The organism is Bartonella sp. AA23NXGY (assembly GCF_042197165.1).
Classification (GTDB): Bacteria; Pseudomonadota; Alphaproteobacteria; order Rhizobiales; family Rhizobiaceae; genus Bartonella.
Window position 1 is genome coordinate 100,293 of record NZ_JBHIRO010000001.1, and the last position, 23,759, is coordinate 124,051.

Genomic DNA, 23,759 nt, shown 5'->3' on the forward strand with positions numbered 1-23,759 from the left:
TCAGAAGAGTTATAGTCCTGGTCTTGCGATAAGTGAGAAAAAAGTCTAAAGTAATAGGTATCTACTTTTTTACCTTAGTTCTTCTTACCTTATTGTTCTCCTTAGTTACAAGGATAAGAAAACTTCGAATTAATGTTAATATTGTGCTAAGTTTTTCATGGTATGCAAATCTGCATAAATAATTAATCGGAGAAAATAGAAGAGTGTTATCTCGTTGTGCCTTTTTAATTGCAGCACTTTTGGCTTTGGCTGGATGTGCTACACGTCAGTCAGATATGTCATCGGTACCTTTTCAACAAGTTCGATACATTCCACCAGAAATACAGGCTTTGTATGGTCCTGTAACGAATGAGACCTATTCGTTACCTGCTGTTGATCTTGCGACAATTGATCCAAAATATTGGCGACAAGAGGTGATTTATTATACATCTTATGCGCCTGGAACATTGGTTATAGATACGCAAGAGTGTTTTCTTTACCTTATTGGTGAAAATGGAAAAGCTTTGCGTTATGGGATTGGTGTCGGTAAAGAAGGCCTAGCATTTGAAGGTGAGGGGGTTATACAGCGCAAGCGTCGGTGGCCAAATTGGGCTCCTACTGCAGCTATGATGGCTCGAGAACCAGAACGTTATGGTCATCTTGGGAAAGGAATGCCACCAGGGCCCGATAATCCATTAGGTGCGCGGGCACTTTATTTGTTCAAAAATGGGAAAGATACACTTTTCCGTATTCATGGCTCACACGAATCGTGGTCAATTGGGCGTGCTATTTCAAGTGGGTGTATCCGTTTGCTTAATCAAGATATTATCGATCTTTATGATCGTGTTCCTATTGGTTCGCGCGTTGTGGTATTGCAAAACAATAGGAGTATTCCTACAGTTTATAGTCAACAATCAAATGGTTACGATCCGCTACAGTCGACCATTCAGCCAAATGATTTTTTTTAATTTAGGGGAGAAGATTGGAGAGAGCTGTGTTTGCTGTTCAATCTTTTCTTTCTCTCAAAAGAGAATATAAGCCTTTCTTTTTCAAAGGTGTATACAAGCTTGTATTCTGTTCTATTTTCTAGCTTCTCACGTTGCCAACAGATTTTGCCTTTGAGAAAGTTTATAAGAGGATTTTTTTAAGAGTTCTTATTCATATTCTTCACGCGACAGGGGCACGCAAGCTAATGGTTCTGATTGTGTTTTATCGTTTGTAAAACTTCATTCATAAAGAGGGATTTATCATCTTTTATAAGGAGAGCGATATTTTTTGCGATTGTCTCTAAGAGAGGGGATAACCATTCTTGATCAGATTTGGTAAAATTTCCTAGGACATGCTGATGAACAAGTTCTTTGCTTCCAGGATGACCAATTCCTATGCGTATACGACAATAGTCAGTACCACAATGGGCATCAATAGACTTAATGCCATTATGCCCATTATTTCCTCCACCAATTTTTATACGAACTTTCCCCGGTGACAGGTCTAGCTCATCATAAATGATGATCAAATTCTTTAAATCTAATTTATAAAATCGTAAAGCTTCACCGATAGCTTGACCAGAAAGATTCATGAAAGTTTGTGGTTTTATAAGAAAAATTTTCTCATTATTTATGAAACCATTGGAGATTTCTGCTTGAAACTTCTTTGACCATGGAGAAAAAGAGAAGGACTGATAAATGGCATCAACAGCCATAAAACCGATATTATGGCGGTTATTTTGATATTGTAAACCAGGATTGCCAAGACCAGCAATAAGCCACATGTGTATCTTCAGTCAAAGTATGAGTAAGGGTAATGTCTCATAAATTAAGGCGGAAAAATTCCCGCCTTTTGAGTTTTATGAAGTTTGTGTGTCTTCTTCATCATTTTCTTGTTCAGAAGTTTCATCGCTGACATCCATGCCAGCAGGAGCTGCAATGGTTGCAATGGTAAAGTCTCGATCTTGGATGATGGGAGTCACATCTTTTGGCAGTTGCACTGCTGAAATGTGAATAGAATCACCAATAGAGTAGCTGGAGAGATCAATTTCAATAGCTTCAGGAATAGCACTTGCTGGAGCTGTACATTCAATTTCGTGCCGAACAATATTGAGGACACCACCCTTTTTAAGTCCAGGTGCCGTATCTTCATTGAGGAAGTGGACAGGAATATTCACTTCTACAACGGATTTTGCTGAAATGCGCAAAAAGTCTACATGGAGGGGAAAGTCACGCACGGGATCTAATTGATAATCTTTTGGCAAAACCATAATTTTTTGCTTGTCAAGAATAATCGTTGCAATGGTGGTGCGAAAGCCACCAGCGTGAATTTTGTAGAAAATTTCTTTATAGGGAACTGTTATTGCCAAAGGAGGTTGTTTTTCACCATAAATGACAGCAGGAATAAGACCGTTGCGGCGAAGTTCACGGGAGGACCCCTTACCAACCCGCTCGCGTTTTTCGGCCTTAAGAGTGTAGCTTTTGCTCATAATTTAAGTCCTTTTTACATGATTGGAGATCCTTCAAAAACAGTAATAGTTTTTGCATGGATATGAAGATATGCGCTAACCAACAGCGATCACTCCATTCTACGTTGCCTCCAAGGGTGTCTACGCAGAAGTTTGTTCTATAGTTCAAACTATTCATAGATGCAAGAGTTGTGGGAAAAATCGATGATTTCTACCGTTAAAAAGGAGGAAATGTTACAAATTACGGTGTGGATGGAGAATCAACCAATATGTGCTGGCGCTGATATGTTCAAAATCAAACACTGGAGATGTTATGAAGGTTGAGATTGCCTTGGGTGAGATGTCAGAGAGTCGTGCTTTGCATAAATCGATGCCAGCACTTCTTGATTTGGAAGAATTATTGGCGACACGTCTTCTTGTACAAGGTAATTCTGGTTCAGGGAAATCACATCTTTTACGCCGTCTTTTGGAGCAAAGTGCTAAGTGGGTGCAGCATTGTGTAATTGATCCAGAAGGCGATTTTGTAACTTTGGCAGATAAATTTGGTCATGTTATTGTAGAAGCTCAACGTAGTGAATTAGAATTGACTCGTATTGCCCATCGCATTCGACAACATCGAGTTTCAGTGGTATTTAATCTTGAAGGCTTGGATACTGAACAACAGATGCGTGCTGTTGGGGCTTTTCTTGGGGCACTGTTTGATGTGGAACGTGATTATTGGTATCCTATGCTTGTCGTTGTCGATGAAGCACAATTGTTTGCTCCAACTGCGGCAGGAGAAGTTTCTGATGAAGCGCGTAAAATTTCTTTGAGCGCTATGACCAATCTTATGTGTCGAGGACGTAAACGTGGTCTTGCTGGTGTTATTGCGACACAACGTTTGGCTAAGCTTGCCAAAAATGTTGCTGCGGAAGCTTCAAACTTTTTAATAGGGCGGACTTTTTTAGATATTGATATGGTGCGCGCTGCTGATCTTTTGGGAATGGAGCGTCGCCAAGCGGAAATGTTTAGAGATCTTGAACGGGGAAATTTTATAGCTTTAGGCCCTGCTTTATCACGACGTCCCTTACCAATCATTATCGGTTCTGTTGAAACTTTGGCACGCTCTTCTAGTCCTAAATTAATGCCACTTCCAACAGAGCGGGATGATGTGCAAGAGCTCGTTTTTACTGCTTCACCAGAGGAAATTTTAACGCCATTTAAACAAACACGAGAGCCGATGAGGGAAAAATCAATGCACGAGATGTTAGAGGAGGTCGTGCATAAAAAACAAGAGTTGTTAGAAGAAAACCCAAGTTTATTTCCTGAACTTTCTGATGTTGAGCGTGACGGCCAAGCAGAACATATTATTCGGGAAATTCTTGAGGATTCTGAGGCTTTTTATCGTTCAACAGCGGTGCTTTATCAAGATTTTTCAGTTCGTTGCCGTATCCATGGTATGTCAAAGGTTCCTTTTAATCTTTCACAATTTCGGCGTAAATTGGCTATTGCTCAGGCTTTTGTTGATGAACAAACGGCTGTCAGTGAACATTGGAAACATATTTTGCAGATATCAGAAAGTTTGGAAGAAGATGTTCAAGGAGTCTTCTTGAATGTGGCACAGGCCGCATTAGGGGGAAAGCCATGTCCATCTGATGCATTTTTAGCACGTCTTTATGGAACTCATTCTTTAAGCCGTGCACGCCGACTTTTAACCTACTTTGAAGAGCGTGGACTTATTGTTATTCATACGCATTTTAGTGGTCAACGTATTGTTGCATTTCCTGATCTTGGTGTTGAAACAGCACCGGGAGACCCCAAGGAACCACTTTAACCAAATAAGCTGGAAACCGATTGTTCTGCTGCTGTCCTTGCTATTGCTTCTCCCATAAGGTCGGCAATGGGCAAAACACGAATATTATGGGTTTTCTCAATAGCTTGTGTTGGCATAATTGAATCTGTAATAACCAATTCTTTCATCTCTGAATTGGCAATTCGCTCGATTGCATTACCAGAAAGAACACCGTGCGTGATATAAGCTGTGACACTATTGGCACCATGTTTAAGCAGAGCACTTGCTGCATTGCATAAAGTTCCACCTGAATCAACAATATCATCAAGCAAAAGGCAATCTTTTCCCGATACATCTCCAATGATATTCATAACTTCTGATTCACCCGGGCTTTCGCGACGTTTATCCACAATAGCGAGCAAACTGTTCAAGCGCTTGGCAAGCGCGCGCGCGCGCACCACACCACCCACATCAGGTGAAACAACGATAACATTTTCAAGAGAATAATGCACTTTGACATCGCGAGAAATGACAGGAACAGCATAGAGATTATCCGTAGGGATATCAAAAAAACCTTGAATTTGTCCTGCATGAAGGTCCAATGTTAAAACACGATGAGCCCCTGCTTCAGTAATGAGGTTGGCAACAAGTTTTGCAGAAATAGGAGTTCGTGGTCCTGGTTTTCTATCTTGGCGGGCATAGCCAAAATAGGGGATAACAGCTGTAATACGACGCGCAGAAGAACGACGAAGGGCATCAATCATGATGAGTAATTCCATCAAATGATCATTTGCGGGATAGGATGTAGATTGCAAAACAAAAACATCTTGTCCACGTACATTTTCATGCAGTTCTACGAAAATTTCTTGATCAGCAAAGCGCTTTACAGTTGCTTTGCCTAAGGGGATGTTCAAATAATTTGCAACATCTTCAGCTAGGCGTGGATTAGAATTTCCGCAGAAAAGTTTCATAGTAGAACCTCTGAATCATCATGGTGGGAATGCGACACGGTTTTTAATTTCTTTTTATTAAATTGCAAGAGAACAATTACAAAAGCCTTACAATTTTATTGATTATTATTAAAGAGCTATGCAGTATGTTTTCTCTTTTTCCAAAAGTTTGTTACTTTTAGAGCAAAGTTTTTTCTCCATGCGGCAAAGAAATACATATTGATTAAGCTTTTTAGTTATTACTTTATAAAAATACTTTCAATATGGGGAATGTTTCATATTTAAGATGAATGAAGGGGAGTAATAAAAAGAAGTATCATCTTGCCTTCAATCATTATAACCAAACATTGAAAATGATCATAGCGAAGGCTATCATATTTTATGGGCTGGTAGATAATTTCGTGAAAAAAGCAAAGTACAATGGGATTTATTTTTACATTTGGGTAAAAAGTTTAGTTTTGCAGTTTTGGTATTGTTCTCAAGCATGAAGGGGCTCATCTTTTGTTTTTCAGCATAATAGCAGAAATTTGCCGTCCGTAATCGGGTTCATTGCGGTGTATTGCACGGCGATAAGAAAAAAAATGCTGTTCATCTTGATAGGTACAAAGCTCTACACAAGAAGCATTAACGCCTGCTTCTTTGAGTTGATTTATAATAAATGCCCATAGATTAAAGCGAAAATGATTGACTTTTTCTGTTTTTAAAAAATATTTTTGAAATTTGCTATGGCTCTCCATAAATTGGTTATAAAATTCACTTGTTACTTCGTAGTGGCATGGACCAATACAAGGTCCAAGAACTGCTGTTATTGATTGTCTTTTAGCTCCGTGCTTTTCCATAACAGCAATTGTTTTCTCGATAATTCCATTTAAGCTTCCTCGCCAGCCAGCATGAGTTGCAGCGATGACACCGGCTTGTGGATCAGCAAACAGAATAGGTCCACAATCTGCTGTAAGAACCCCAATAACGAGTCCTGGTGTGGTCGTAACAAGAGCATCAGCTTTAGGAGGTTCACCGATAATTGCTTGATGAGCTACAACAACGTTACAGGAGTGTATTTGATTGACCGTGACTAAATTTTGTACCTCAATAGAAAAATAGTCGGCAATCAAAAGACGATTCTGTACGATATGTTCAGGTTGATCATTTGAACTTTTCTCGACATTAAGGCTATGATAAAGATTTTTTGAAACACCACTTTGTCGTGTAAAAAATCCATGTTTTATCCCATGGGTGTGTAAAGTAGAAAGTTTTTTTGCGAAGATAGGATGAGGGGTAGGTTTCATAAAAGTTCCTTATGGGGATTATTTGAAGTGAGGGTGGAGATGCTCATATTTGTCAATGAATATTTCAGATAATGATGTGCTTATTGACAAAAGCGCCGATCATTAAAATTGAGGAGGTATGGGGATATTTTTGTCACTGAAATATAAAACTTTAAATAATTTTCCCATCTGATCTGGACCAGAGAGCCGTTCAATGTCTTGGCGGATTTTGTCTTGCAAAGGAGTGCTTTTGCCAACTCCAAGCTGGTTTGCGCGCTCCAGTAGCCCCATTTTAAAAAGAAATTCTCCTTGCTCGAAGATTTCAGCAAAACAGCCCTGTTTAAGAGCTATGTTTTTTAAAAAAGAAAAATCAACATGGGATGTTAAATCATGTTCACCAGGGGCATCAAAAACATCACGAAATCTATGTTTTGAGAGTGCTTGCAAGGTATCGCCAAAGGCAAGCTCACAAGCACCATAGTCAATAAGTAAAGCAGAACCTGTCACTTGCACTAAATGGTGGCTGATTTGTTTCATGAACTGATGTCGTAAGGGGGCATGTTCAAAAATTGTTCCGTCAGGGACTTTAGAACAATAGGTTTGTAGACAAGAAGAGGGAAGTCTATGCGGGGCAGCAATAAAGATGAAATCTCCATTTTGATTGACTGTAATGCGGCGCTCTTTCCATTCTCCATTGACTTTAATATATTGGTTGATAGGGAGTGTATCGAGAAATTCATTAGCAATGAGGAAGAGAGGTTTTGGAGGAATTTGATCAAAATTTTCAATGCTATGGATTTGTTTTTGATAAGAGCAAAGGCGCTTTTTTTGTTCTTTTGCAAGTTTTTTGCTTATTTCGATCAGAAAAATTTCAGCAGCATTAAATGCCGTTTGAGAGAGCTTTTGGATGGTTCGCAAAATATCATCCATCAAAGTTCCTCGTCCTGGACCTATCTCAGCGAGGATAAAAGGATGAGGACAACCTTGAGCTTTCCAGCTTGCAAGAGTCCAAATGCCAATCATCTCTCCAAATAATTGGCTTATTTCAGGTGCTGTAATGAAATCACCAGCATGTCCAAAAGGGGTTTGTGTGTGATAATAACCAAATTGGGGATCGGTGATTGCCAACGTCATATATTGGCTAACAGTGATTGGTCCATTAAGGGCAATAATTTCTTTAATTTTTTCTTTGAGATTGGCCATTTTCTGTCGGTTTATATTTAAAGGCGTGGAGAAGAAGATAAAACCCTACAAGAAGCATGGGAAGAGATAAAGCCATGCCATAGGTAAAACCAGTAGAATGGAAAAGAGTCGAAAACCATTCTGGATCTTCTTGAGGCGCACGGTAAATTTCAGAAATGCTGCGTGTTACTGCGTAGCCTATAATAAATGTTCCTGATACAGTACCGGGACGTTTTAATGCTTTGAACCCAAAAATAAGAAGACACAGGATGATGAAGAGAAGAAATCCTTCCATAAATGCTTCGTAAAGCTGGCTTGGATGGCGCGGTAAATAGTAAGGATCAAGAGGAAAACAAACAGCCCAAGGACGTGTAGTAATATTACCCCATAATTCTTGGTTAATGAAGTTGCAGATTCGTACAATGCCGATACCAATAGGAGCACCTGCAGCAATGATATCAAACATGGCTCGTATGTTAATATGATTTTTACGGGCAAACCAGATCATAGCAATGATAATACCAATAAGTCCGCCATGAAAGGACATTCCCCCATCCCATACGGCAATAATAGCACTTGGATGATTAAAATAGTAAATGGGATCCCATACAAGAACTTGTCCTAAACGCCCTCCGACAACAACACTTATGGCAGACCAGACAACAAAATCTCCGATCTTTTCTTTATCCATAGGAGGGTGGTCTCTATACCATAGAGATGTTTTTTTTAATAATTTTTGCGCATACCACCAAGCAAAAAGAATACCCAGTACGTAACCAAGTCCATACCAATGAAGTGCTATGGGACCTAGCTGGATAATGACAGGATCAAGAAAAGACGGAAAAGCAATGGCTGGACAAGACAAATTGTTCATGAGTTAAGCATCTTACATTATACGAGATGAATATGAAGTGACTCTGATGGTCAGAAATGACAGATGAATACACAATGGTCAAGTCAGTAGGGAGGCTAGTCAGAAAGGGAAATAGATTTCCACTGATTTATCGCGGTAAAAAATATGGTGATAAAAGGAATATTAAAAAATCTTAAACAAAATCATTATGAAAAATCTGCACAGTATGTAAAATATAGAGTAAAAGGAACAAATTACAGTATCTAAATGTTATGAGAATACGCTATAATGCGTGCGTCAATAATTAAAATTTAAGGAAAAAGGTTATGCGTAATGGATCAAATCGTATTCTTGATGAATTAGCAAAATTAGCAACGGATGCTGCTGACGTTGCGCAAGGCATACGACGTGAAGCTGGAACAGCTTTTCGTGTGCAGGCTGAAAAGATAGCAAACAAACTTGATCTTGTTTCTCGCGAAGAGTTTGAGACTTTTAAGGAGATGGTGCTGAAAATCCATGCTGATAACGCTGATTTGAAAAGACGCCTTGATGATTTAAAAAAAGATGATTAAAAAAAACGCAGACACAAAAAAGTAAAATAGTTTAAAAAAAAAGAATCTTCAAAAAAATATCCCCAATTTTTCAATATGATGCGTGAAACTAAAAAATGCTTAATCTTGAGTCTGTTAGAGCGGAGCATTTGTTTATTTTTGATTTTTTTTTGGGTAAAGTACATTTTTTTGAATCAGGGGGGCTGGCGCTATGAAATTGTATCAATACACTGAAAAGACTTGATGATTCGTTTTATGACTATCAGGTTGCCCTAAACAGCGCGATTGTGTTCTGGGTGTTTGTGTACTGTCGATGTTTTTATGTGTATTTGTTTGGTGTAAAGGTTCTGATTGTAGCAAAATATTGTTACAGTTGAGACGGTTTATATTCTGTTGACAATGTTTTAAGATGATTGAGGATTGTGATGAGGCTTGCATTTTGCGCCACAGAAAGAAAAGAGCACCCTGTTGACTTTATCGAACAGATTGCCTGTGAATATGATTGGTCGTTTGAGCGGGATGCACAAGATGAAATTAGCGTTTGTGTGGAAGGAAAACGCGCAAACTATCGTCTTGCTTTTTCATGGATGGAAGAGCATGAAGCACTTCATTTAGCTTGTTCGTTTGATCTCTCTATTAAAAATGCTCGAACAGCTGAAATACAGCGCTTATTGCTAGCAATTAATGAAAAGTTGTTGTTGGGACATTTTGATTACTGGCAAAGGAATAATTCAGTTATTTATCGACAAGGTCTTCTTTTGGCTGGTGGGATGCATCCATCTCATATACAGGTTGAAACATTGTTGATACATGCACTTAAAGCCTGTGAAAGCCATTATGTTGCATTTCAGATGGTTGCTTTATCGGGAGAAAGTGCTTACAAGGCACTACAGTACACTTTGTTTGAAACTGTAGGGAATGCCTAAAATATACAGTCTGTTATTTTTACAGACGGTTTGCGGAAATATTGCTCATAGGGGGACATCAAGAATAGCGCGCACTCCCCCGAGTGGGCTCTCATCTAATTGTATATTGCCACCATGGCTGCGTGCTATGTCTTGAGCAATAGAAAGACCAAGTCCTGTTCCACTTGCATCTTGATTTCGCGCTTTATCAAGTCGAAAGAATGGCTTAAAAACTTCTGTGCGCATATTTTTATGAATTCCAGGTCCATTATCATCGATTATTAATATAAAAGATTCTTGTTGAGAGTTAGCGGTTAGTTTAACGGTCGTGCCGTAACAAAATGCATTTGATACAAGATTGCTGACCAAGCGTGTAAAAGCACGGGGACGTACTTGTATTTCTGTAGGACCTTCAATAGTGTAAGAAAATTGACGTTTGTGAAGACGAGCATCGGTGGAGAATTTTTGCATAAGAGCATTTAAATCAAAAGTCTTGACACTTTCACTTCCTTCACCACGAGCAAAAGCAAGATAATCTTCTAACATATTTTGCATGTCACTTACATCTTGCTCAAGCGGTTTAATATCAAAGTCAGTATTTACTAATGCCAGCTGAAGTTTAAAGCGTGTAAGAATGGTTCTTAAATCATGACTTACTCCTGAGAGCATCATGGTACGTTGTTCAATTTGGCGTTCAATACGTTCACGCATGCGTAAAAAAGCGATGCCTGCACGTCGGACTTCATCAGCTCCTTGTGGTTGAAATCCTTTTGGTAAAGGACGACCGCGTCCAAAGCTTTCTGCTGCTTCAGCCAATTGTTGAATCGGTTTGATTTGATTGCGTAAAAAGTAAATTGCTATCAGCAATAAAACAAGAGCTGTTCCTACCATCCAGCTTAAAAAAATAGCAGTATTGGAAGCATAGGCTTGGCTGCGTGGAGCAAAGACGCGTAAAATGTTGTGACCAAGGTGGATACGGATTTCAACAAGATCAGAATCTCCTACGGTATCGATCCAGAAGGGACGGTTAATTTGGCGGGTGATTTCTTCACTTAAAAAATAGTCAAGAATTGCAAAAAATGGCTTAGGTCCTGGAGGGGGTAAGGAGGTAGGAGATAGAATAGAAATATTTAATCCCATACGTTGTTGTGCAATACGCTTGATATCTTCATAGTTATCTTGTTGGGGATATGTTTCAAGAATATCAATAATGGCTGAAATATCATGCACGACAGCCGTTGAAAGACGCTCGGTTACCATTTGCCAATGGCGTTCCATAAAGACATAAGCAATGACCGTTTGCAGAAGCACCATGGGAGCGATGATAATGATCAAAGAGCGAGCATAAAGCCGTTTAGGCATTTTTTTCGTTAACCATCGAAGAAAAAATCTTAAAGGTTTGATCATTCTTGTGCCTATTCAATAGAGAGTTTGTACCCTATTCCTCGCACGGTTTGGAGCCATAAGGCAGTGCTGGGTTTTTTTCGATTTTACGACGAAGGCGGTTGATCTGCACATCAATGGCACGTTCACTTACATTGCTGTCATCGGTCGCGAATTTATGGCGCGGAATTGTATCGCCTGCATTTTCGGCAAAAATGATCATCATTTCTTGTTCTTTATCTGTTAATTTAATAATTTCTCCTCCTTTTTTGAGTTCGCGTCGTGAAATTGAAAATATATAAGGACCAAAAACTATTTGCTCAATTTTAGGTTGGTGAGGGGGAAAACCACGTCGTAAAATGGCGTTGATGCGAAGGAGAAGTTCACGAGGGTCAAACGGCTTAGCCAGATAATCATCTGCCCCTGCTTCTAATCCACGGATACGATTGTCTATTTCTGATAAAGCTGTTAACATAAAGATAGGGACATCTTTTGTTTGGCGGAGTGAATGAGTGAGATCAATACCGTTTTCGCCAGGCATCATGACATCAACAATAAGAAGATCAAAATCTAAACTTACTAACAGTCGTCTTGCTTCATTCGCATTAGCTGAAACTGAAACACGAAATCCATTTTTAATGAGAAACTGAAATAAAAGATTGCGAATACGTGTATCGTCATCAATCACAAGAAGGTGAGGGGCATCGTCACACAAAACTTGAACGTGATTGCTCATTCTTAAAAAAACCTTGATAAAAATTTAGTTTACACAAAATGCAAGTTTACATAAGTTGTATAAAGCTGTCGAGCAGCACCTTTACCTTAAAGGAGAGAAAGTTTTATTTATAAATTTAAAAAAGTTATTTTTGAAAAGGATATTATGGGTAGTCTTAATATACATATTATTCCAGTTACGACATTTCAACAAAATTGCACTTTGCTTTTTGATAGTGAATGTAAAACGGGGGTTCTCGTTGATCCTGGTGGTGATTGGCCACGAATTCAAGACGTAATCGAAAAGAATGGTGTTATCGTTGAGGCTATTTGGATAACACATGGTCATTTTGATCATGTAGGAGCAGCAATGCAAGTGAAAGAAGCGCTTAATGTAAAAATTATCGGTTCACATCGCGATGATAAGCCTGTGATGGATGCCGTGAGCGAAAGCGCAAAAAATTATGGCATCACTGATGCTTGCATTTGTATTCCTGATCGATGGTTAGAAGATGGTGAGTGCGTTCATTTTGCTGGACATGTGTTTAAGGTTTTTCACACCCCAGGACATTCCCCTGGTCATGTTATTTATTTCAATAAAAAAGAGCGCTTAGCCCTCTTGGGTGATGTTCTTTTTCGTGGCTCTATTGGACGTACGGACTTTCCCTTCTGTTCCCATGAAAAATTGATGCAATCTCTTCGAGAAAAAGTTTTACCTTTAGGCAACGATGTTCGTTTCATCTGTGGGCATGGTCCCAAAAGTAGCATAGGCTATGAGCGCCAAAATAATCCTTTTCTTCAAGATTTTAGTATATGAGCAAACAAAAAAAAACGCTTTGAAGCGTTTTTTTTTGCCATTTAAAATTTTTTAGTAGGGCAGAACAGAAGTTAATTTATTGGGGCATAACAAAGGTGTTCGACGCCTTTACGGTCTCGGAAAGTTCCTGTTTTAGGGTTGAAGGAACGGTATTTTTTCTTGCAATAGTTAAGCCAATCAGATTCTAATGATTGTTGTACTGGCTCATATTCCACCGTTTGCGGAGCTTCATAAATTATCTGTTCTTGTGGAGCCTGTTGATATACAATTTGATGCTGTGGTGCGGTTTGATAAACAACTTGTGGCTGTTCTGATTTTTTAAAAATTTTGCCGAGAAGTGCACCTGCTGCAAGAGCAAGAATGCCCATTGCTAAAGCTTCTCCTGAGTTATTTATATTAATACTACTGTGTTTTGTCTTTTTGCGCTCGACATAATGATATGTCTTGTGTTCAACATGATGGTGTTGTTGTGCTCCCCATTTATGGCTAACATAATGACGCGTGTGGGGGTTATCAAAAGAGTGATGTTCACTATGAGAAAAATGGGAGCTAAAATTGTGAGACGGTAAACCAGCCTCCCTTCTCATGTCATAGTTATGATACCATGCCATATCTGCAAGCGTTGGATTTAATGGCATCAAAACGGTTGCAGTAGACATTGCTGATAATACCGCTAATCTGAAGAGTTTTTTCATAATGATGCTCCTTGTGTCAATTCGTATTTTTCACATCCTACACGTTTCAAACTGAATAGAGACTGAACAATTTTGGACTTTATTGTGACAAAAAAATAAAAATTCATTTAGTTAAAACTATTATCAATACAATAAAATAAAATCATGACAGAATTTTGATTTCAATTAATGTACTCTTCTTAAGATTAATTAAGCAGCTTGTATTTAGAGCACCAGATTTTTTACTATTGGTTATAAATTATTTATTGATGAGTAATTTTTTATTGCTTGATACAATATGAATTGAACAATAGGTGTATGAACAAAAGTTATCGTTTTTTATTATAGGCTTATGGTGCTAAGATAGAACCTTATTTGTGTGATTGAATACAGTCCTGTTTGACCACTCTCTTGTGAGGCTAAATATTGAGTTCGATATCATATTATAACTGTATAAATATAATATATTGCGGGAACTTTTTTTGATATATGGGAAACATTCTTGTTGGGATATGGCTGTTAGTTTGACAGTATTGGCATAACAAAATGCATTTGACACAAGATTGCTGATGAGACGCCTGAAGGCACGTGGGCGTGCTTGTATTGGTGTAGGGCTTTCAATGGTGTAGGAAAATTGACGTTTGTGAAGATGCACATCGGTAGAGAATTTTTGCATAAGAGCATTTAAATCAAAAGTTTTAACACACTCACTTTCTTCACTACGGGCAAAAGCAAGGTAATCTTCTAACATGTTTTGCGTGTCGCTCACATCTTGTTCAAGCAGCTTGATATCAAAGTCAGTATTTGCTAACGCTTGCTGAAGTTTAAAACGGGTGAGAATGGTTCTTAAATCATGGCTTACACCCGAAAGCATCGTGGTGCGTTGTTCGATATAGTTAGAAGATGGTGAGTGTGTGTATTTTGCTGGACATGAGTTTAGGGTTTTACATACACTGGGGCATTCCCCTGGTCATGTTATTTATTTCAATGAAAAAGAGCACTTAGCCCTCTTGGGTGATGTTCTCTTTCGTGGTTCTATTGGACGTACGGACTTCCCCTTCTGTTCTTATGAAAAATTGATGCAATCCCTTCGAGAAAAAGTTTTACCCTTAGGCGATGATGTTTGTTTTATCTGTGGGCATGATCCCAAAAGTAGCATAGGCTATGAGCGCCAAAATAATCCTTTTCTTCAAGATTTTAATATATGAGAAAACAAAAAAACGCTTTGAAGCGTTTTTTTTTGCCATTTAAAACTTTTTTAGTAGGACGCAACAGAAGTTAATTTATTGGGGCATAACAAATGTGTTCCAAACCATTACGGTCTCGAAAGGTCCCTGTTTTAGGGTTAAAGGAACGGTATTTTTTCTTGCAATAGTTAAGCCAATCAGATTCTAATGATTGCTGGAATGGCTCATATGCCACCGTTTGCTGCACTTGATAAACCCCTTGATTTTGCGGAACTTTTTGATAAATTACCTGACTTTGTGGTACTATTTGATAAACCACTTGTGGCTGTTCTGGTTTTTTTAAAATTGTACCAAGAATTGTACCTGTTGCAAGACCAAGAATGCCCACCGCTAAAGCATCTCCTGAGTTGTCTATATGAATATTACTGTGTTTTGTCTTTTTGCGCTCGACGTAATGATATGTTTTGTTTTCAACATGATGATAATGGTGGTGGTGGTGATGATGGTGTTGTTGTTGTTGTTGTTCCGTCTTACTATGTTTGGCTACAGACCTTTCATGTTTGGCTTTAAATCTTCTCTTGTTGTCATCAGAACTCTTGTGGAAATCATCAACAAACTTTTGGAAATCATCAGAAAAAAAACCACGTTTTTTATCAGAACAATGGGAGTGAGAAAAACCGCAAGGCAGAATATCAGCTCTCTTCCTTATTTCCCTTATCGCATCATCTCTTTCTTTACGCATCTTCCTCATCATATCATCTATTTCTCTCGAGATAGAGTCACTACGATTCCATGCCATATCCGCAAGCGTTGCATTTAGCGGCATCAAAATGGTCACAGTTGACATTGCTGATAATACCGCTAACCTGATCACTTTTTTCATAATGATGCTCCTTGTGTTAATTCGTATTTTTCACATCCTACACGTTTCAAACTGAATAGAGCCTGAACAATTTGGGACTTTATTGTGACAAAACAAATAAATAAGCCATTTAGTAAAAGCTATCATAGATACTGACAAAATTTTGATTTCAATTTAATGTATTTAATTGATAAGATTGTATTGGTAGTAGATGATTTTTACTATGTTGTATAAAGTATTTATTTGGGAATAATTTGTTACTATCAATTAATTTAATGTAATTTAATAACTATTTTATAAATAAAGCCTATAGTTTTATCACTATATAATTATGATTAATATTAAATTATATATTGTAGTATAATTGTATAAATATAATATATTTGTAGTAATATTTTGTTTCATGGAAGATATTTTTTAAAATTTGTCTGCATTTATTTATATTTTAGAAGTTTTTACAGTTTTAAAGATTTTTATAATAAAGTTGAACAAGAAAGATTTTTTAAAAAGTCAATAAGTTTAGGCATTTTTTGTAAAATATCCTCTCTTATGTTGTCTTAGAAAAATTGGAATATTTTTAATATTTGCTGTTATCTATTTTTAGGGCAATACTGTTTGCTCTTCATCGATAGTCAGTTTTTTAGAAGAGCTAAAGATTAGTTTTGGCGGTTTGAAATTTTTTGCTCCTTCATTGATTGCGTTTTTTTCGTTTTATTGTTGCTTGATTAGGGGTGTTTTTACGAGATTTTCCTTTTTGATTTTCCAAAATACCAGTGTCCATGGTTGGTCCCATGTGTGCAAGGTTTGGTTTGGAGAAAAGACTTGGTTGTAATACGCGCTCATGGGTGGATTGTTCGCTATGATGTGTTAAGGGATTTTCCGCGAGTTCTAGTTCTATCTTTTGTAATTGTTTGATTTCATCGCGAAGGTGTGCTGCTTCTTCAAAATTAAGATCAGCAGCTGCTTCATGCATTAATTTTTCGAGGTGTTTAATATGAGATGCTAAATTGTTGCCAACCATATTTTTTTTCTCGATGACATCAGGGATATTTGTATGAATATGGTTGTTTTCATAGCCTGAATTAAGAATATCTCCGATATTTTTTTTGATACTTTTCGGTGTGATATGGTGTTCTTCATTATAGGCTATTTGTTTTTGTCGACGTCTTTGTGTCTCCTGTAAGGCTCGTTTTATGGAACCAGTGATCGTATCTGCATAGAGGATAACACGGCCATCTACGTTACGTGCAGCACGTCCGATTGTTTGTATGAGGGAAGTTTCAGAGCGCAAAAAGCCCTCTTTATCGGCATCTAGAATGGCAACAAAACCACATTCTGGAATATCTAAGCCTTCTCGGAGCAAGTTGATACCGATGAGGACATCAAAGGTGCCAAGCCGAAGATCGCGTAGAATCTCAATGCGTTCTAATGTATCAATGTCGGAATGCATATAGCGTACACGAATACCTTGTTCGTGCAGATATTCCGTTAAATCTTCGGCCATACGCTTGGTTAGGACGGTCACCAATGTACGGTAGCCCTTTTGAATTGTTTTCCGAATTTCATTCACAACATCATCGACTTGAGTGCGTGCTGGACGAATTTCTGTTTCTGGATCGACAAGCCCTGTTGGGCGAATGATTTGTTCAGCAAAAGTACCGTGAGATTGTTCTATTTCCCACCGTCCAGGTGTTGCGGAGACAGCAATTGTTTGTGGGCGCATGGCATCCCATTCTTCAAAGCGCAAAGGACGGTTGTCCATACAGGAAGGGAGGCGAAAACCATATTCTGCTAAGGTTGCTTTTCTGCGAAAATCACCTCGGTACATACCACCAATTTGGGGAATGGTTACATGGCTTTCATCGATAAAAACAAGAGAATTGAGTGGAATATATTCGAATAAAGTTGGGGGTGGTTCACCGGGATTTCGTCCTGTTAAATAACGTGAATAATTTTCAATTCCCGGACATGAACCGGTGGTTTCCAACATTTCCAAATCAAAAACTGTACGTTGTTCTAAACGTTGTGCTTCTAAAAGACGTCCAGCTTCGTTCAACTCATCGAGGCGTTGAACGAGTTCCATTTTGATAGATTTCATCGCTTGGTTAAGTGTTGGGCGTGGTATTACGTAGTGTGAGTTGGCATAAATTTTAATTGATTGAAGATCGCCTGTTTTTTGTCCGGTGAGAGGATCAAATTCCGTAATTGTTTCCACTTCATCGCCAAAGAGCGAAATACGCCAAGCACGATCTTCGAGGTGGGCAGGGAAAATTTCGATTGTATCCCCTCGTACACGAAAGGAACCACGAACGAAGTTGATATCTTGTCGATAATACTGTTGAGAGACTAAATCAGCCAAGAGTTTTCGTTGATTGAGTTTGTCCCCTTTTTCTATTTCGAAGGTCATGGCCGTATAGGTTTCTACGGAACCAATTCCGTAGATGCAGGAGACAGATGCGACGATAATAACATCATCACGCTCTAAGACAGCGCGTGTTGCAGCATGACGCATCCGGTCGATTTGTTCATTAATTGAGGATTCCTTTTCAATATAAGTATCTGAGCGTGCAACATAGGCTTCTGGTTGATAATAGTCATAATAGGAAACAAAATATTCGACGGCATTATGGGGAAAAAAATTTTTAAATTCCCCATAAAGCTGCGCTGCTAGAGTTTTATTGGGAGCTAAAATCAGAGCTGGACGCTGTGTTTTTTCAATGATATTGGCCATTGTATAGGTTTTCCCTGAGCCGGTAACACCCAAAAGCACTTGTGTACGTTCATTTTTTTGAATTCCCTCGACCAGAGTTTTAATGGCTTGAGGTTGATCTCCCGCTGGTTTAAAAGATGTTTCGAGTTGAAATGGAATACCACCTTCAGATTTTTCAGGACGAATGGGGCGGTGAGGTGTCCATAATGCACCATTCTTAAAAAGAGGATTACCTGAAGCAATAAGAGCAGAAAGAGCTTCTACTGTTGCAGTAACACCATTTTTCATTGTTGTATCCTTTGATAGAAAAGTGCTGGTGATTTTAAAGAAAATACTAATTTTTACAAATTTATTACGACAACAGCAAAACGTTATTGAACAGATTTATTTTGGTTTATTAGAGCTTTCATTAGGATATTGATCAAGTTTTTTATGAGACAAATTCTTCGAAGTATTTCTTTGGAAGGAGCATATTTGTGGTTGTTCGTGAACACTATTGCATTTTTGCCATGATGATATTCAAGAGGGCATAAGTTATTATAGCTGTTATGGAGAATAATCGGTACGTTTGGGCATTAAAGACATTGTATATGTGTGATAAAGATCATTTCCATCTTTAAATGAAAGATAACGAGATGACACCCAACCTATTTGAGTGTTATATCGGATATGGCACCAATTTCCTTCACAGTTTTTAACAAAAACTAATTCTCCAGCAGAGATTAAGCCGCAAAGTGCATATTGAGTGCTGGGACCTGTTCTAAAATTAAGATTTCTCGTAACAAAAGCATCTGCTGCCTCTGATATTGTTGTGGCTAAAAAGAAAGAGCCAAACATAAAAAAAATGACGATTTTTTTCATTTTTCTGTAAAGAATTTCTTTAGAGATTTTCTATCCTTCTCTCTTCATATTCTATATAATTTCTTTTACTAGATTATGATAAAACAGAAAAAAATACAATTCTTTCTTCTTTAGGACACTTTAAAGAGAAGAGTGAAGTTTAACGTTTTAAACACCAAAATGAGATGTTTTAATCACTATTTGTGCATGTTTTGTTTCCTTTATTTATTTTTATATGGAAAACAGCGATACTGTACTATATAATAAAAAAGATCGTAGTTTTCGGATTCCAAAAGTAATTTTGGAAGCCGTTTTTTGTATTTTTATTAAACCTTCCGTGTAATAGAAAGGGACGGATTATGGAAAAAGTTCCGATGACTACAGCTGGTTTTGAGAGTCTTAAAGAAGAGTTGCGTTGGCGTCAACAACAGGAGCGTCCGCGAATTATTGAAGCAATTTCTGAGGCGCGTGCGCATGGTGATTTATCTGAAAATGCTGAGTATCATGCAGCTAAAGAAGCACAAAGTCATAATGAGGGGCGTATAAATGAGCTTGAAGATTATATCGCACGAGCAGAAGTTATAGATGTCTCGCGTCTTTCAGGTGACAAAATAAAATTTGGTGCAACCATTAAACTCTTGGATGAGGATACTGAGGAAAAAAAAGTGTATCAGATCGTAGGGGATCAAGAAGCTGATGTAAAGGTTGGTAAAATCTCTATTTCTTCGCCTATCGCACGTGCACTTATTGGCAAGCAAGAAGGTGATGTGATTGAGGTGAATGCACCAGGTGGTGCGCATAATTACGAGATCATTAAGGTTCAGTACATCTAAATAACATATGGATTATTATGCGTGTATCTTTGGACGAAACTGAAATTATTGCGCCTCACTTTAAAAGGCGTTTGTCGGGAGTAACATCTACGATTATTCAGCTTATTCCACTGCAACGCGAACAGGGTGTGCGTATATCCACTTTGGGGTTTGGTTTACCACGAACTTTACCGACACTTGCCTTTAAGGACCTTTTCGGACTTTGGAAAAGTCCGAAAGGGAAGCCATTTCGTATTTGGCATGCACGACGCAATATTGAGATGCTTTGCGGGGTGTTTTTACGCGATGTTTTGCGAATGAAGCTTAAACTCATCTTTACTTCGGCATCTCGACGCGAACACAAGCCTTTTACCAAATGGTTGCTTCGTCGTATGGATAAAGTTATCGCTACTAGTGTATGTACGGGAACCTATCTAGAAGTGCCTCATAAGGTTATTATGCATGGAGTGGATATTAGGCGTTTTTCACCCCCCAAAATTCCTGATGATTACTTTCCAGCAACTGGGGTGCCAGGAAAATATGCGGTAGGATGTTTTGGGCGCGTGCGCTATTTAAAGGGTACTGATTTGTTTGTGGACGCGATGATAGCATTATTGCCTGACTATCCCGAATGGACAGCACTTATCGCTGGTCGGACTACAGAACAGCATTATGGTTTTGAAAAGAAATTACGACAGAAGATTGCTGAAGCTGGTTTAAACGACCGCATTATTTTTCTTGGTGAAAGGCTTGATATACCTGTGTGGTATCGCCGTTTATCACTTTATGTAACTCCGTCTCGTTTGGAAGGTTTTGGTCTGACACCATTGGAGGCAATGGCATCACAGACGGCTGTAGTGGCGAGTGATGTAGGAATTTTTAAAGAATTGGTGGTCGAGGGAACAGGAACGGTTGTTCAAGCAGGAGATGGAGCGGCTTTAACAGCAGCAATTGAACCTTATTTTGCTGATGTAGAAAAAACATTGGCAGCCGGAAAGAAAGCTTTAACCCATGTTCGTACTCACTTTCCTTTGGAAAAAGAGGCAAGCAAGATTGAAAGTGTTTACAAAGAACTGTTTGCAGAAAAAACACTTTGATTATTATATCAAAAATCTTTTTGAGGAATGATAAAAGTATTTTTCTTAAAGGTTTTTCATAGTCATTAAGAAAACAGCTCAATGATATAAATGTTATTTTACAAAATTTATATTGTCTTTAGTAGCACGCTATAAAAAGTTCTCAAAATTTTGGATAAAATATTAAAAATGTATACGCTTGAGAGCGATATGTAGTTTATGATAAAGCATACTAGGAGAGAAGAAAGCTACTTTTATTCATTGATATTTTAGAATAAGAAAATAATGCTTTAACTCAAGTCTGGGGATTTATGCACTATCTTATACGGGGTCGTGCTGATATTGTTCGTTTTGTAAGACTTAAATAGATAGCAAAAAAAAACGTTTTCTTGTCTTAAAAAGATAATGATGGTATCTCCATGGATGAAATAGTCGTACATATTTTCAATAAATTCATAATAAGATGGATTTAAGATCAATATATATATATATATATATGATTTTTATAGATAATTTACCGTTTCAATTTGAATAAGAGCTTTGAGTACCGTAAGATTTTCTTATGTAAAATCTGTTGATATTAACAATGAGAGCTATCTTCTTGCACATCACAATTGGAAGAGAGCATGTGGCGGATAAAAACTATTTAAGAAAGGTGTAAAGAGATTTCTTATAAATTGTCTGAAATGCAGTCTGTTGCAACATTAACAGCAGAAAAATAATATGATGGTGCTAATTGTATCTTATGTTGTGGTTTCGGTATGCACTTTATTATTTAAGTAAAAATGATGGGACCAATTATATCTTATACCTTTTATAAGAATTGTTGTGAAATGAATAAGATGAGTATTGTGAGATGTTTTTTAACAAGCTTGTAAATTTGTAATAGAATGCATTCTATTTTCCATAAAGATGTTGTTCTATTAAAGAGAAAAAACATTTTTATTAGCAAATATTCATATTTTTTGCATTAGAAATTATTCATAAAAAAAAGAATGTTTTATGTGCCCATTTTTAACGATAAAAGGGCTTAATAGAGTAAAGAGTTATATGTTATGAATGTGAAAGCTCTTGGTACTTGATTGTTCTTGCCGAATTATTTTTATGTTAACTTGTATAATCATCTATATGATAATTTGATTGAAATTTCAGAAAATTTTCGGTCGATTGAGTGAAGGTTGAATATTATTACGCATATTGTTCATACCTTTTATTTTGGTAAAATAAAGTGTTATGCATTAAAATTGTTCACGCCAGAAAGCGGGAATAAAAAGGACGAATATTGTTATGATTTCAAGGCGTCCAGCTAACATTAGAAAACTTAAAATCCATAAAGCATTATCATTGATTGTAGAGAAATTACCTGCAGGGCCAATGATATCTCCAAAGCCTGGACCAACATTTGAAAGTGCGGTTAAGACACCTGTAAAGGCAGAGGTAAAGTCAAGACCGGTTGTAAGCAAAAGTGCAGTGCCGATAACAAGGCAAAACATATAAAGACAGACAAAAAACAAAACGGCTTGGGCAACGTCATTTGATATATTTGAGTGATCATAGCGCGCTTTTACAACGACATTAGGAGAAAGAAGTTTTTCTATATTTGTTTGTGTAATACGCCAAAGAATAATGAGGCGATTGATTTTCATGCCACCAGAAGTAGAACCAGCACATCCGCCTGTAAAAGAAACAATGAAGAAAATTCCAAGCGCAAACGGTCCCCAAAGTTGATAATCTTCAGCGCTGTAACCGGTGGTGCTAATAATGGATGAAAGGTGAAAAATGACATCAAGGAAAATCAAGTGGAACGCGCGATGATCATAAAACCGTAGCCATGCCGCTAAAGCAAAGCTGAAAAGGAGAACGATATGGAGAAAAACAATCACTTGTGGGTCAAGGAAGCGTTTAGAGTGTCCAGGAAGGACTAATTTAACATAAAGTACGAAAGGTAAAGCAGAAAGCAACATGAAGATTGTTGAAATAATTAAGATGGCTGGTGTATCAGAAAAATAGCCAAAAGAAGCATCATGCGTTGAAAAACCAGCTGTTGCTACTGTACTCATTGCATGGTTAATGGCATCAAATAAATTCATGCCTGCAGCAAAATAAGAAAGCATACAAGCCAATGTTAACCCAATATAAGCGATGATAATTCCGTTAGCAATTTGGTTGATGCGAGGCAATATTTTTTCAGATTTATCAGATGATTCCATATGAAAAAGTCGCACGCCACCCACACGCAGTGAAGGCAAAATTAAGAGGGCTAAACCGATAAAACCAATGCCCCCAATCCAGCATATAAGAGAACGCCATAATAAAATACTTCGCGATAAATTATCAAGATCAGAAAGGACTGTGGAGCCTGTTGTTGTAATTCCAGAAACAGATTCAAAAATGGCTCCTGCTAGAGAAATGGGAAGAGGAGAAAGATAAAGAGGTAAGGCACCTACGATGCTTCCTGTAAGCCAAAGACAAACAGTGAGCATAAAGCCAAGCCGTGCTGAAAAGCGACAAGTAGCTCCCTTAGTTGCTAAAAGAATCAGCGTTGCTAACATGGTGGTTATGGCACAAGAATAGAGAAAGCTTATCCAATTACGATTGTTGTCGTGCAAATCCACAAAAATTGGCAAAAGCATTGCTCCTCCCATGATTAAGGCAAAACGTGCACAGACATTGATAATAAATTGAAAAATGATCGTTCCCTATCTTTGTATCTCTTTTTATTATGGTTTTGTGCTCATAAGAAGTTACATTTTTCTCTTTATAGGATAAGGAT

General features: G+C 37.8%; 19 protein-coding genes and 3 pseudogenes. 8 read left to right on the forward strand and 14 right to left on the reverse strand.

Annotated features, from left to right (window positions below; all coding sequences use genetic code 11):
* Positions 1-203: 203 nt before the first annotated feature.
* Positions 204-947, forward strand: a complete 744-nt coding sequence (locus tag ACFINY_RS00415; RefSeq protein WP_375611178.1) for a L,D-transpeptidase — start codon at positions 204-206, stop codon at positions 945-947.
* Between the two features lie 221 nt (positions 948-1,168).
* Here ACFINY_RS00415 and pth read toward each other — a convergent pair whose 3' ends face one another.
* Entirely contained in the window at positions 1,169-1,750 is a 582-nt protein-coding gene (pth, locus tag ACFINY_RS00420) for an aminoacyl-tRNA hydrolase (RefSeq protein ID WP_375611179.1), read from the reverse strand.
* 75 nt (positions 1,751-1,825) lie between these two features.
* Positions 1,826-2,455 carry a 50S ribosomal protein L25/general stress protein Ctc gene (locus ACFINY_RS00425; protein WP_375611180.1) on the reverse strand — a complete coding sequence of 210 codons (630 nt, stop codon included), beginning with the start codon at positions 2,453-2,455 and terminating at the stop codon, positions 1,826-1,828.
* A gap of 292 nt (positions 2,456-2,747) precedes the next feature.
* Here ACFINY_RS00425 and ACFINY_RS00430 point away from each other — a divergent pair, with 292 nt between their 5' ends.
* Positions 2,748-4,247, forward strand: coding sequence for a helicase HerA domain-containing protein (locus ACFINY_RS00430; protein ID WP_375611181.1), 1,500 nt, complete (start codon positions 2,748-2,750; stop codon positions 4,245-4,247).
* Here ACFINY_RS00430 and ACFINY_RS00435 read toward each other — a convergent pair.
* The 4 genes from ACFINY_RS00435 to lgt all read right to left on the reverse strand — a co-directional run bounded on the left by ACFINY_RS00435 (position 4,244) and on the right by lgt (position 8,476).
* Positions 4,244-5,176, reverse strand: a complete 933-nt coding sequence (locus ACFINY_RS00435) for a ribose-phosphate pyrophosphokinase (protein ID WP_375606345.1) — start codon at positions 5,174-5,176, stop codon at positions 4,244-4,246. The genes ACFINY_RS00430 and ACFINY_RS00435 overlap by 4 nt on opposite strands.
* Positions 5,177-5,649: 473 nt before the next feature.
* Positions 5,650-6,441, reverse strand: coding sequence for a peptidoglycan editing factor PgeF (pgeF, locus tag ACFINY_RS00440; protein ID WP_375611182.1), 792 nt, complete (start codon positions 6,439-6,441; stop codon positions 5,650-5,652).
* A gap of 102 nt (positions 6,442-6,543) precedes the next feature.
* Positions 6,544-7,623 (reverse strand): class I SAM-dependent methyltransferase, encoded by a 1,080-nt coding sequence (locus ACFINY_RS00445; RefSeq protein ID WP_375611183.1) that lies wholly within the window; start codon positions 7,621-7,623, stop codon positions 6,544-6,546.
* Positions 7,598-8,476, reverse strand: a complete 879-nt coding sequence (gene lgt / locus ACFINY_RS00450) for a prolipoprotein diacylglyceryl transferase (RefSeq protein WP_375611184.1) — start codon at positions 8,474-8,476, stop codon at positions 7,598-7,600. Before lgt ends, ACFINY_RS00445 begins: the two co-directional genes overlap by 26 nt.
* A gap of 305 nt (positions 8,477-8,781) precedes the next feature.
* Between lgt and ACFINY_RS00455 the strand changes: the two genes are divergently transcribed.
* Both ACFINY_RS00455 and ACFINY_RS00460 read left to right on the forward strand, forming a co-directional pair.
* Positions 8,782-9,027, forward strand: coding sequence for an accessory factor UbiK family protein (locus tag ACFINY_RS00455; RefSeq protein ID WP_273791228.1), 246 nt, complete (start codon positions 8,782-8,784; stop codon positions 9,025-9,027).
* A gap of 404 nt (positions 9,028-9,431) precedes the next feature.
* The gene (locus tag ACFINY_RS00460; protein WP_273724125.1) at positions 9,432-9,932 is read left to right on the forward strand and encodes a YbjN domain-containing protein; all 501 of its coding nucleotides are present in this window, start codon (positions 9,432-9,434) and stop codon (positions 9,930-9,932) included.
* A 45-nt stretch (positions 9,933-9,977) separates the two neighbouring features.
* Here ACFINY_RS00460 and ACFINY_RS00465 read toward each other — a convergent pair whose 3' ends face one another.
* Both ACFINY_RS00465 and ACFINY_RS00470 read right to left on the reverse strand, forming a co-directional pair.
* Positions 9,978-11,318: an ATP-binding protein gene (locus ACFINY_RS00465; protein WP_375611185.1), complete on the reverse strand. Its 1,341-nt coding sequence runs from the start codon at positions 11,316-11,318 to the stop codon at positions 9,978-9,980.
* 8 nt (positions 11,319-11,326) lie between these two features.
* Positions 11,327-12,030: pseudogene (locus ACFINY_RS00470) on the reverse strand (response regulator).
* 144 nt (positions 12,031-12,174) lie between these two features.
* On the opposite strand from ACFINY_RS00470, the gene ACFINY_RS00475 reads away from it, so the two are divergent.
* Positions 12,175-12,825 (forward strand): MBL fold metallo-hydrolase, encoded by a 651-nt coding sequence (locus ACFINY_RS00475; protein WP_375611186.1) that lies wholly within the window; start codon positions 12,175-12,177, stop codon positions 12,823-12,825.
* A gap of 71 nt (positions 12,826-12,896) precedes the next feature.
* Here the strand turns inward: ACFINY_RS00475 and ACFINY_RS00480 are convergent, their stop codons facing one another.
* Entirely contained in the window at positions 12,897-13,520 is a 624-nt protein-coding gene (locus ACFINY_RS00480) for a BA14K family protein (RefSeq protein WP_375700752.1), read from the reverse strand.
* A 472-nt stretch (positions 13,521-13,992) separates the two neighbouring features.
* Positions 13,993-14,391: pseudogene (locus ACFINY_RS00485) on the reverse strand (two-component sensor histidine kinase); the annotation flags it as partial.
* Between the two features lie 4 nt (positions 14,392-14,395).
* Between ACFINY_RS00485 and ACFINY_RS00490 the strand changes: the two are divergent.
* Positions 14,396-14,707: pseudogene (locus tag ACFINY_RS00490) on the forward strand (MBL fold metallo-hydrolase); the annotation flags it as partial.
* A 70-nt stretch (positions 14,708-14,777) separates the two neighbouring features.
* On the opposite strand, the gene ACFINY_RS00495 reads toward ACFINY_RS00490, so the two are convergent.
* The 3 genes from ACFINY_RS00495 to ACFINY_RS00505 form a co-directional block, all read right to left on the reverse strand.
* On the reverse strand, positions 14,778-15,569 hold the full coding sequence (locus ACFINY_RS00495; protein ID WP_375611188.1) for a BA14K family protein: 792 nt from the start codon (positions 15,567-15,569) through the stop codon (positions 14,778-14,780).
* Between the two features lie 667 nt (positions 15,570-16,236).
* Positions 16,237-18,546 (reverse strand): excinuclease ABC subunit UvrB, encoded by a 2,310-nt coding sequence (uvrB, locus tag ACFINY_RS00500; protein WP_375700753.1) that lies wholly within the window; start codon positions 18,544-18,546, stop codon positions 16,237-16,239.
* Positions 18,547-18,804: 258 nt separating this feature from the next.
* Positions 18,805-19,119 (reverse strand): SH3 domain-containing protein, encoded by a 315-nt coding sequence (locus ACFINY_RS00505; RefSeq protein ID WP_375612971.1) that lies wholly within the window; start codon positions 19,117-19,119, stop codon positions 18,805-18,807.
* A gap of 338 nt (positions 19,120-19,457) precedes the next feature.
* On the opposite strand from ACFINY_RS00505, the gene greA reads away from it, so the two are divergent.
* Positions 19,458-19,931 (forward strand): transcription elongation factor GreA, encoded by a 474-nt coding sequence (gene greA, locus ACFINY_RS00510; protein WP_007347010.1) that lies wholly within the window; start codon positions 19,458-19,460, stop codon positions 19,929-19,931.
* A gap of 17 nt (positions 19,932-19,948) precedes the next feature.
* A complete protein-coding gene (locus tag ACFINY_RS00515) occupies positions 19,949-21,007 on the forward strand; it encodes a glycosyltransferase family 4 protein (protein ID WP_375628658.1) in 1,059 nt (352 codons plus the stop codon).
* A gap of 1,217 nt (positions 21,008-22,224) precedes the next feature.
* On the opposite strand, the gene ACFINY_RS00520 is transcribed toward ACFINY_RS00515, so the two are convergent.
* Positions 22,225-23,619 carry a TrkH family potassium uptake protein gene (locus tag ACFINY_RS00520; protein ID WP_375700754.1) on the reverse strand — a complete coding sequence of 465 codons (1,395 nt, stop codon included), beginning with the start codon at positions 23,617-23,619 and terminating at the stop codon, positions 22,225-22,227.
* Positions 23,620-23,759: the final 140 nt, after the last annotated feature.

Excerpts from the sequence above, each read along its gene's own strand:
- lgt (WP_375611184.1), bottom strand. The coding sequence starts at position 8,476 with ATGAACAATTTGTCTTGTCCAGCCATTGCTTTTCCGTCTTTTCTTGAT.
- ACFINY_RS00430 (WP_375611181.1), top strand. The coding sequence starts at position 2,748 with ATGAAGGTTGAGATTGCCTTGGGTGAGATGTCAGAGAGTCGTGCTTTG.
- uvrB (WP_375700753.1), bottom strand. The coding sequence starts at position 18,546 with ATGAAAAATGGTGTTACTGCAACAGTAGAAGCTCTTTCTGCTCTTATT.
- ACFINY_RS00505 (WP_375612971.1), bottom strand. The coding sequence starts at position 19,119 with ATGAAAAAAATCGTCATTTTTTTTATGTTTGGCTCTTTCTTTTTAGCC.
- ACFINY_RS00425 (WP_375611180.1), bottom strand. The coding sequence starts at position 2,455 with ATGAGCAAAAGCTACACTCTTAAGGCCGAAAAACGCGAGCGGGTTGGT.
- pgeF (WP_375611182.1), bottom strand. The coding sequence starts at position 6,441 with ATGAAACCTACCCCTCATCCTATCTTCGCAAAAAAACTTTCTACTTTA.
- greA (WP_007347010.1), top strand. The coding sequence starts at position 19,458 with ATGGAAAAAGTTCCGATGACTACAGCTGGTTTTGAGAGTCTTAAAGAA.
- ACFINY_RS00480 (WP_375700752.1), bottom strand. The coding sequence starts at position 13,520 with ATGAAAAAACTCTTCAGATTAGCGGTATTATCAGCAATGTCTACTGCA.
- ACFINY_RS00515 (WP_375628658.1), top strand. The coding sequence starts at position 19,949 with ATGCGTGTATCTTTGGACGAAACTGAAATTATTGCGCCTCACTTTAAA.
- ACFINY_RS00460 (WP_273724125.1), top strand. The coding sequence starts at position 9,432 with ATGAGGCTTGCATTTTGCGCCACAGAAAGAAAAGAGCACCCTGTTGAC.
- ACFINY_RS00465 (WP_375611185.1), bottom strand. The coding sequence starts at position 11,318 with ATGATCAAACCTTTAAGATTTTTTCTTCGATGGTTAACGAAAAAAATG.
- pth (WP_375611179.1), bottom strand. The coding sequence starts at position 1,750 with ATGTGGCTTATTGCTGGTCTTGGCAATCCTGGTTTACAATATCAAAAT.
- ACFINY_RS00520 (WP_375700754.1), bottom strand. The coding sequence starts at position 23,619 with ATGCTTTTGCCAATTTTTGTGGATTTGCACGACAACAATCGTAATTGG.
- ACFINY_RS00435 (WP_375606345.1), bottom strand. The coding sequence starts at position 5,176 with ATGAAACTTTTCTGCGGAAATTCTAATCCACGCCTAGCTGAAGATGTT.
- ACFINY_RS00455 (WP_273791228.1), top strand. The coding sequence starts at position 8,782 with ATGCGTAATGGATCAAATCGTATTCTTGATGAATTAGCAAAATTAGCA.
- ACFINY_RS00445 (WP_375611183.1), bottom strand. The coding sequence starts at position 7,623 with ATGGCCAATCTCAAAGAAAAAATTAAAGAAATTATTGCCCTTAATGGA.
- ACFINY_RS00495 (WP_375611188.1), bottom strand. The coding sequence starts at position 15,569 with ATGAAAAAAGTGATCAGGTTAGCGGTATTATCAGCAATGTCAACTGTG.
- ACFINY_RS00475 (WP_375611186.1), top strand. The coding sequence starts at position 12,175 with ATGGGTAGTCTTAATATACATATTATTCCAGTTACGACATTTCAACAA.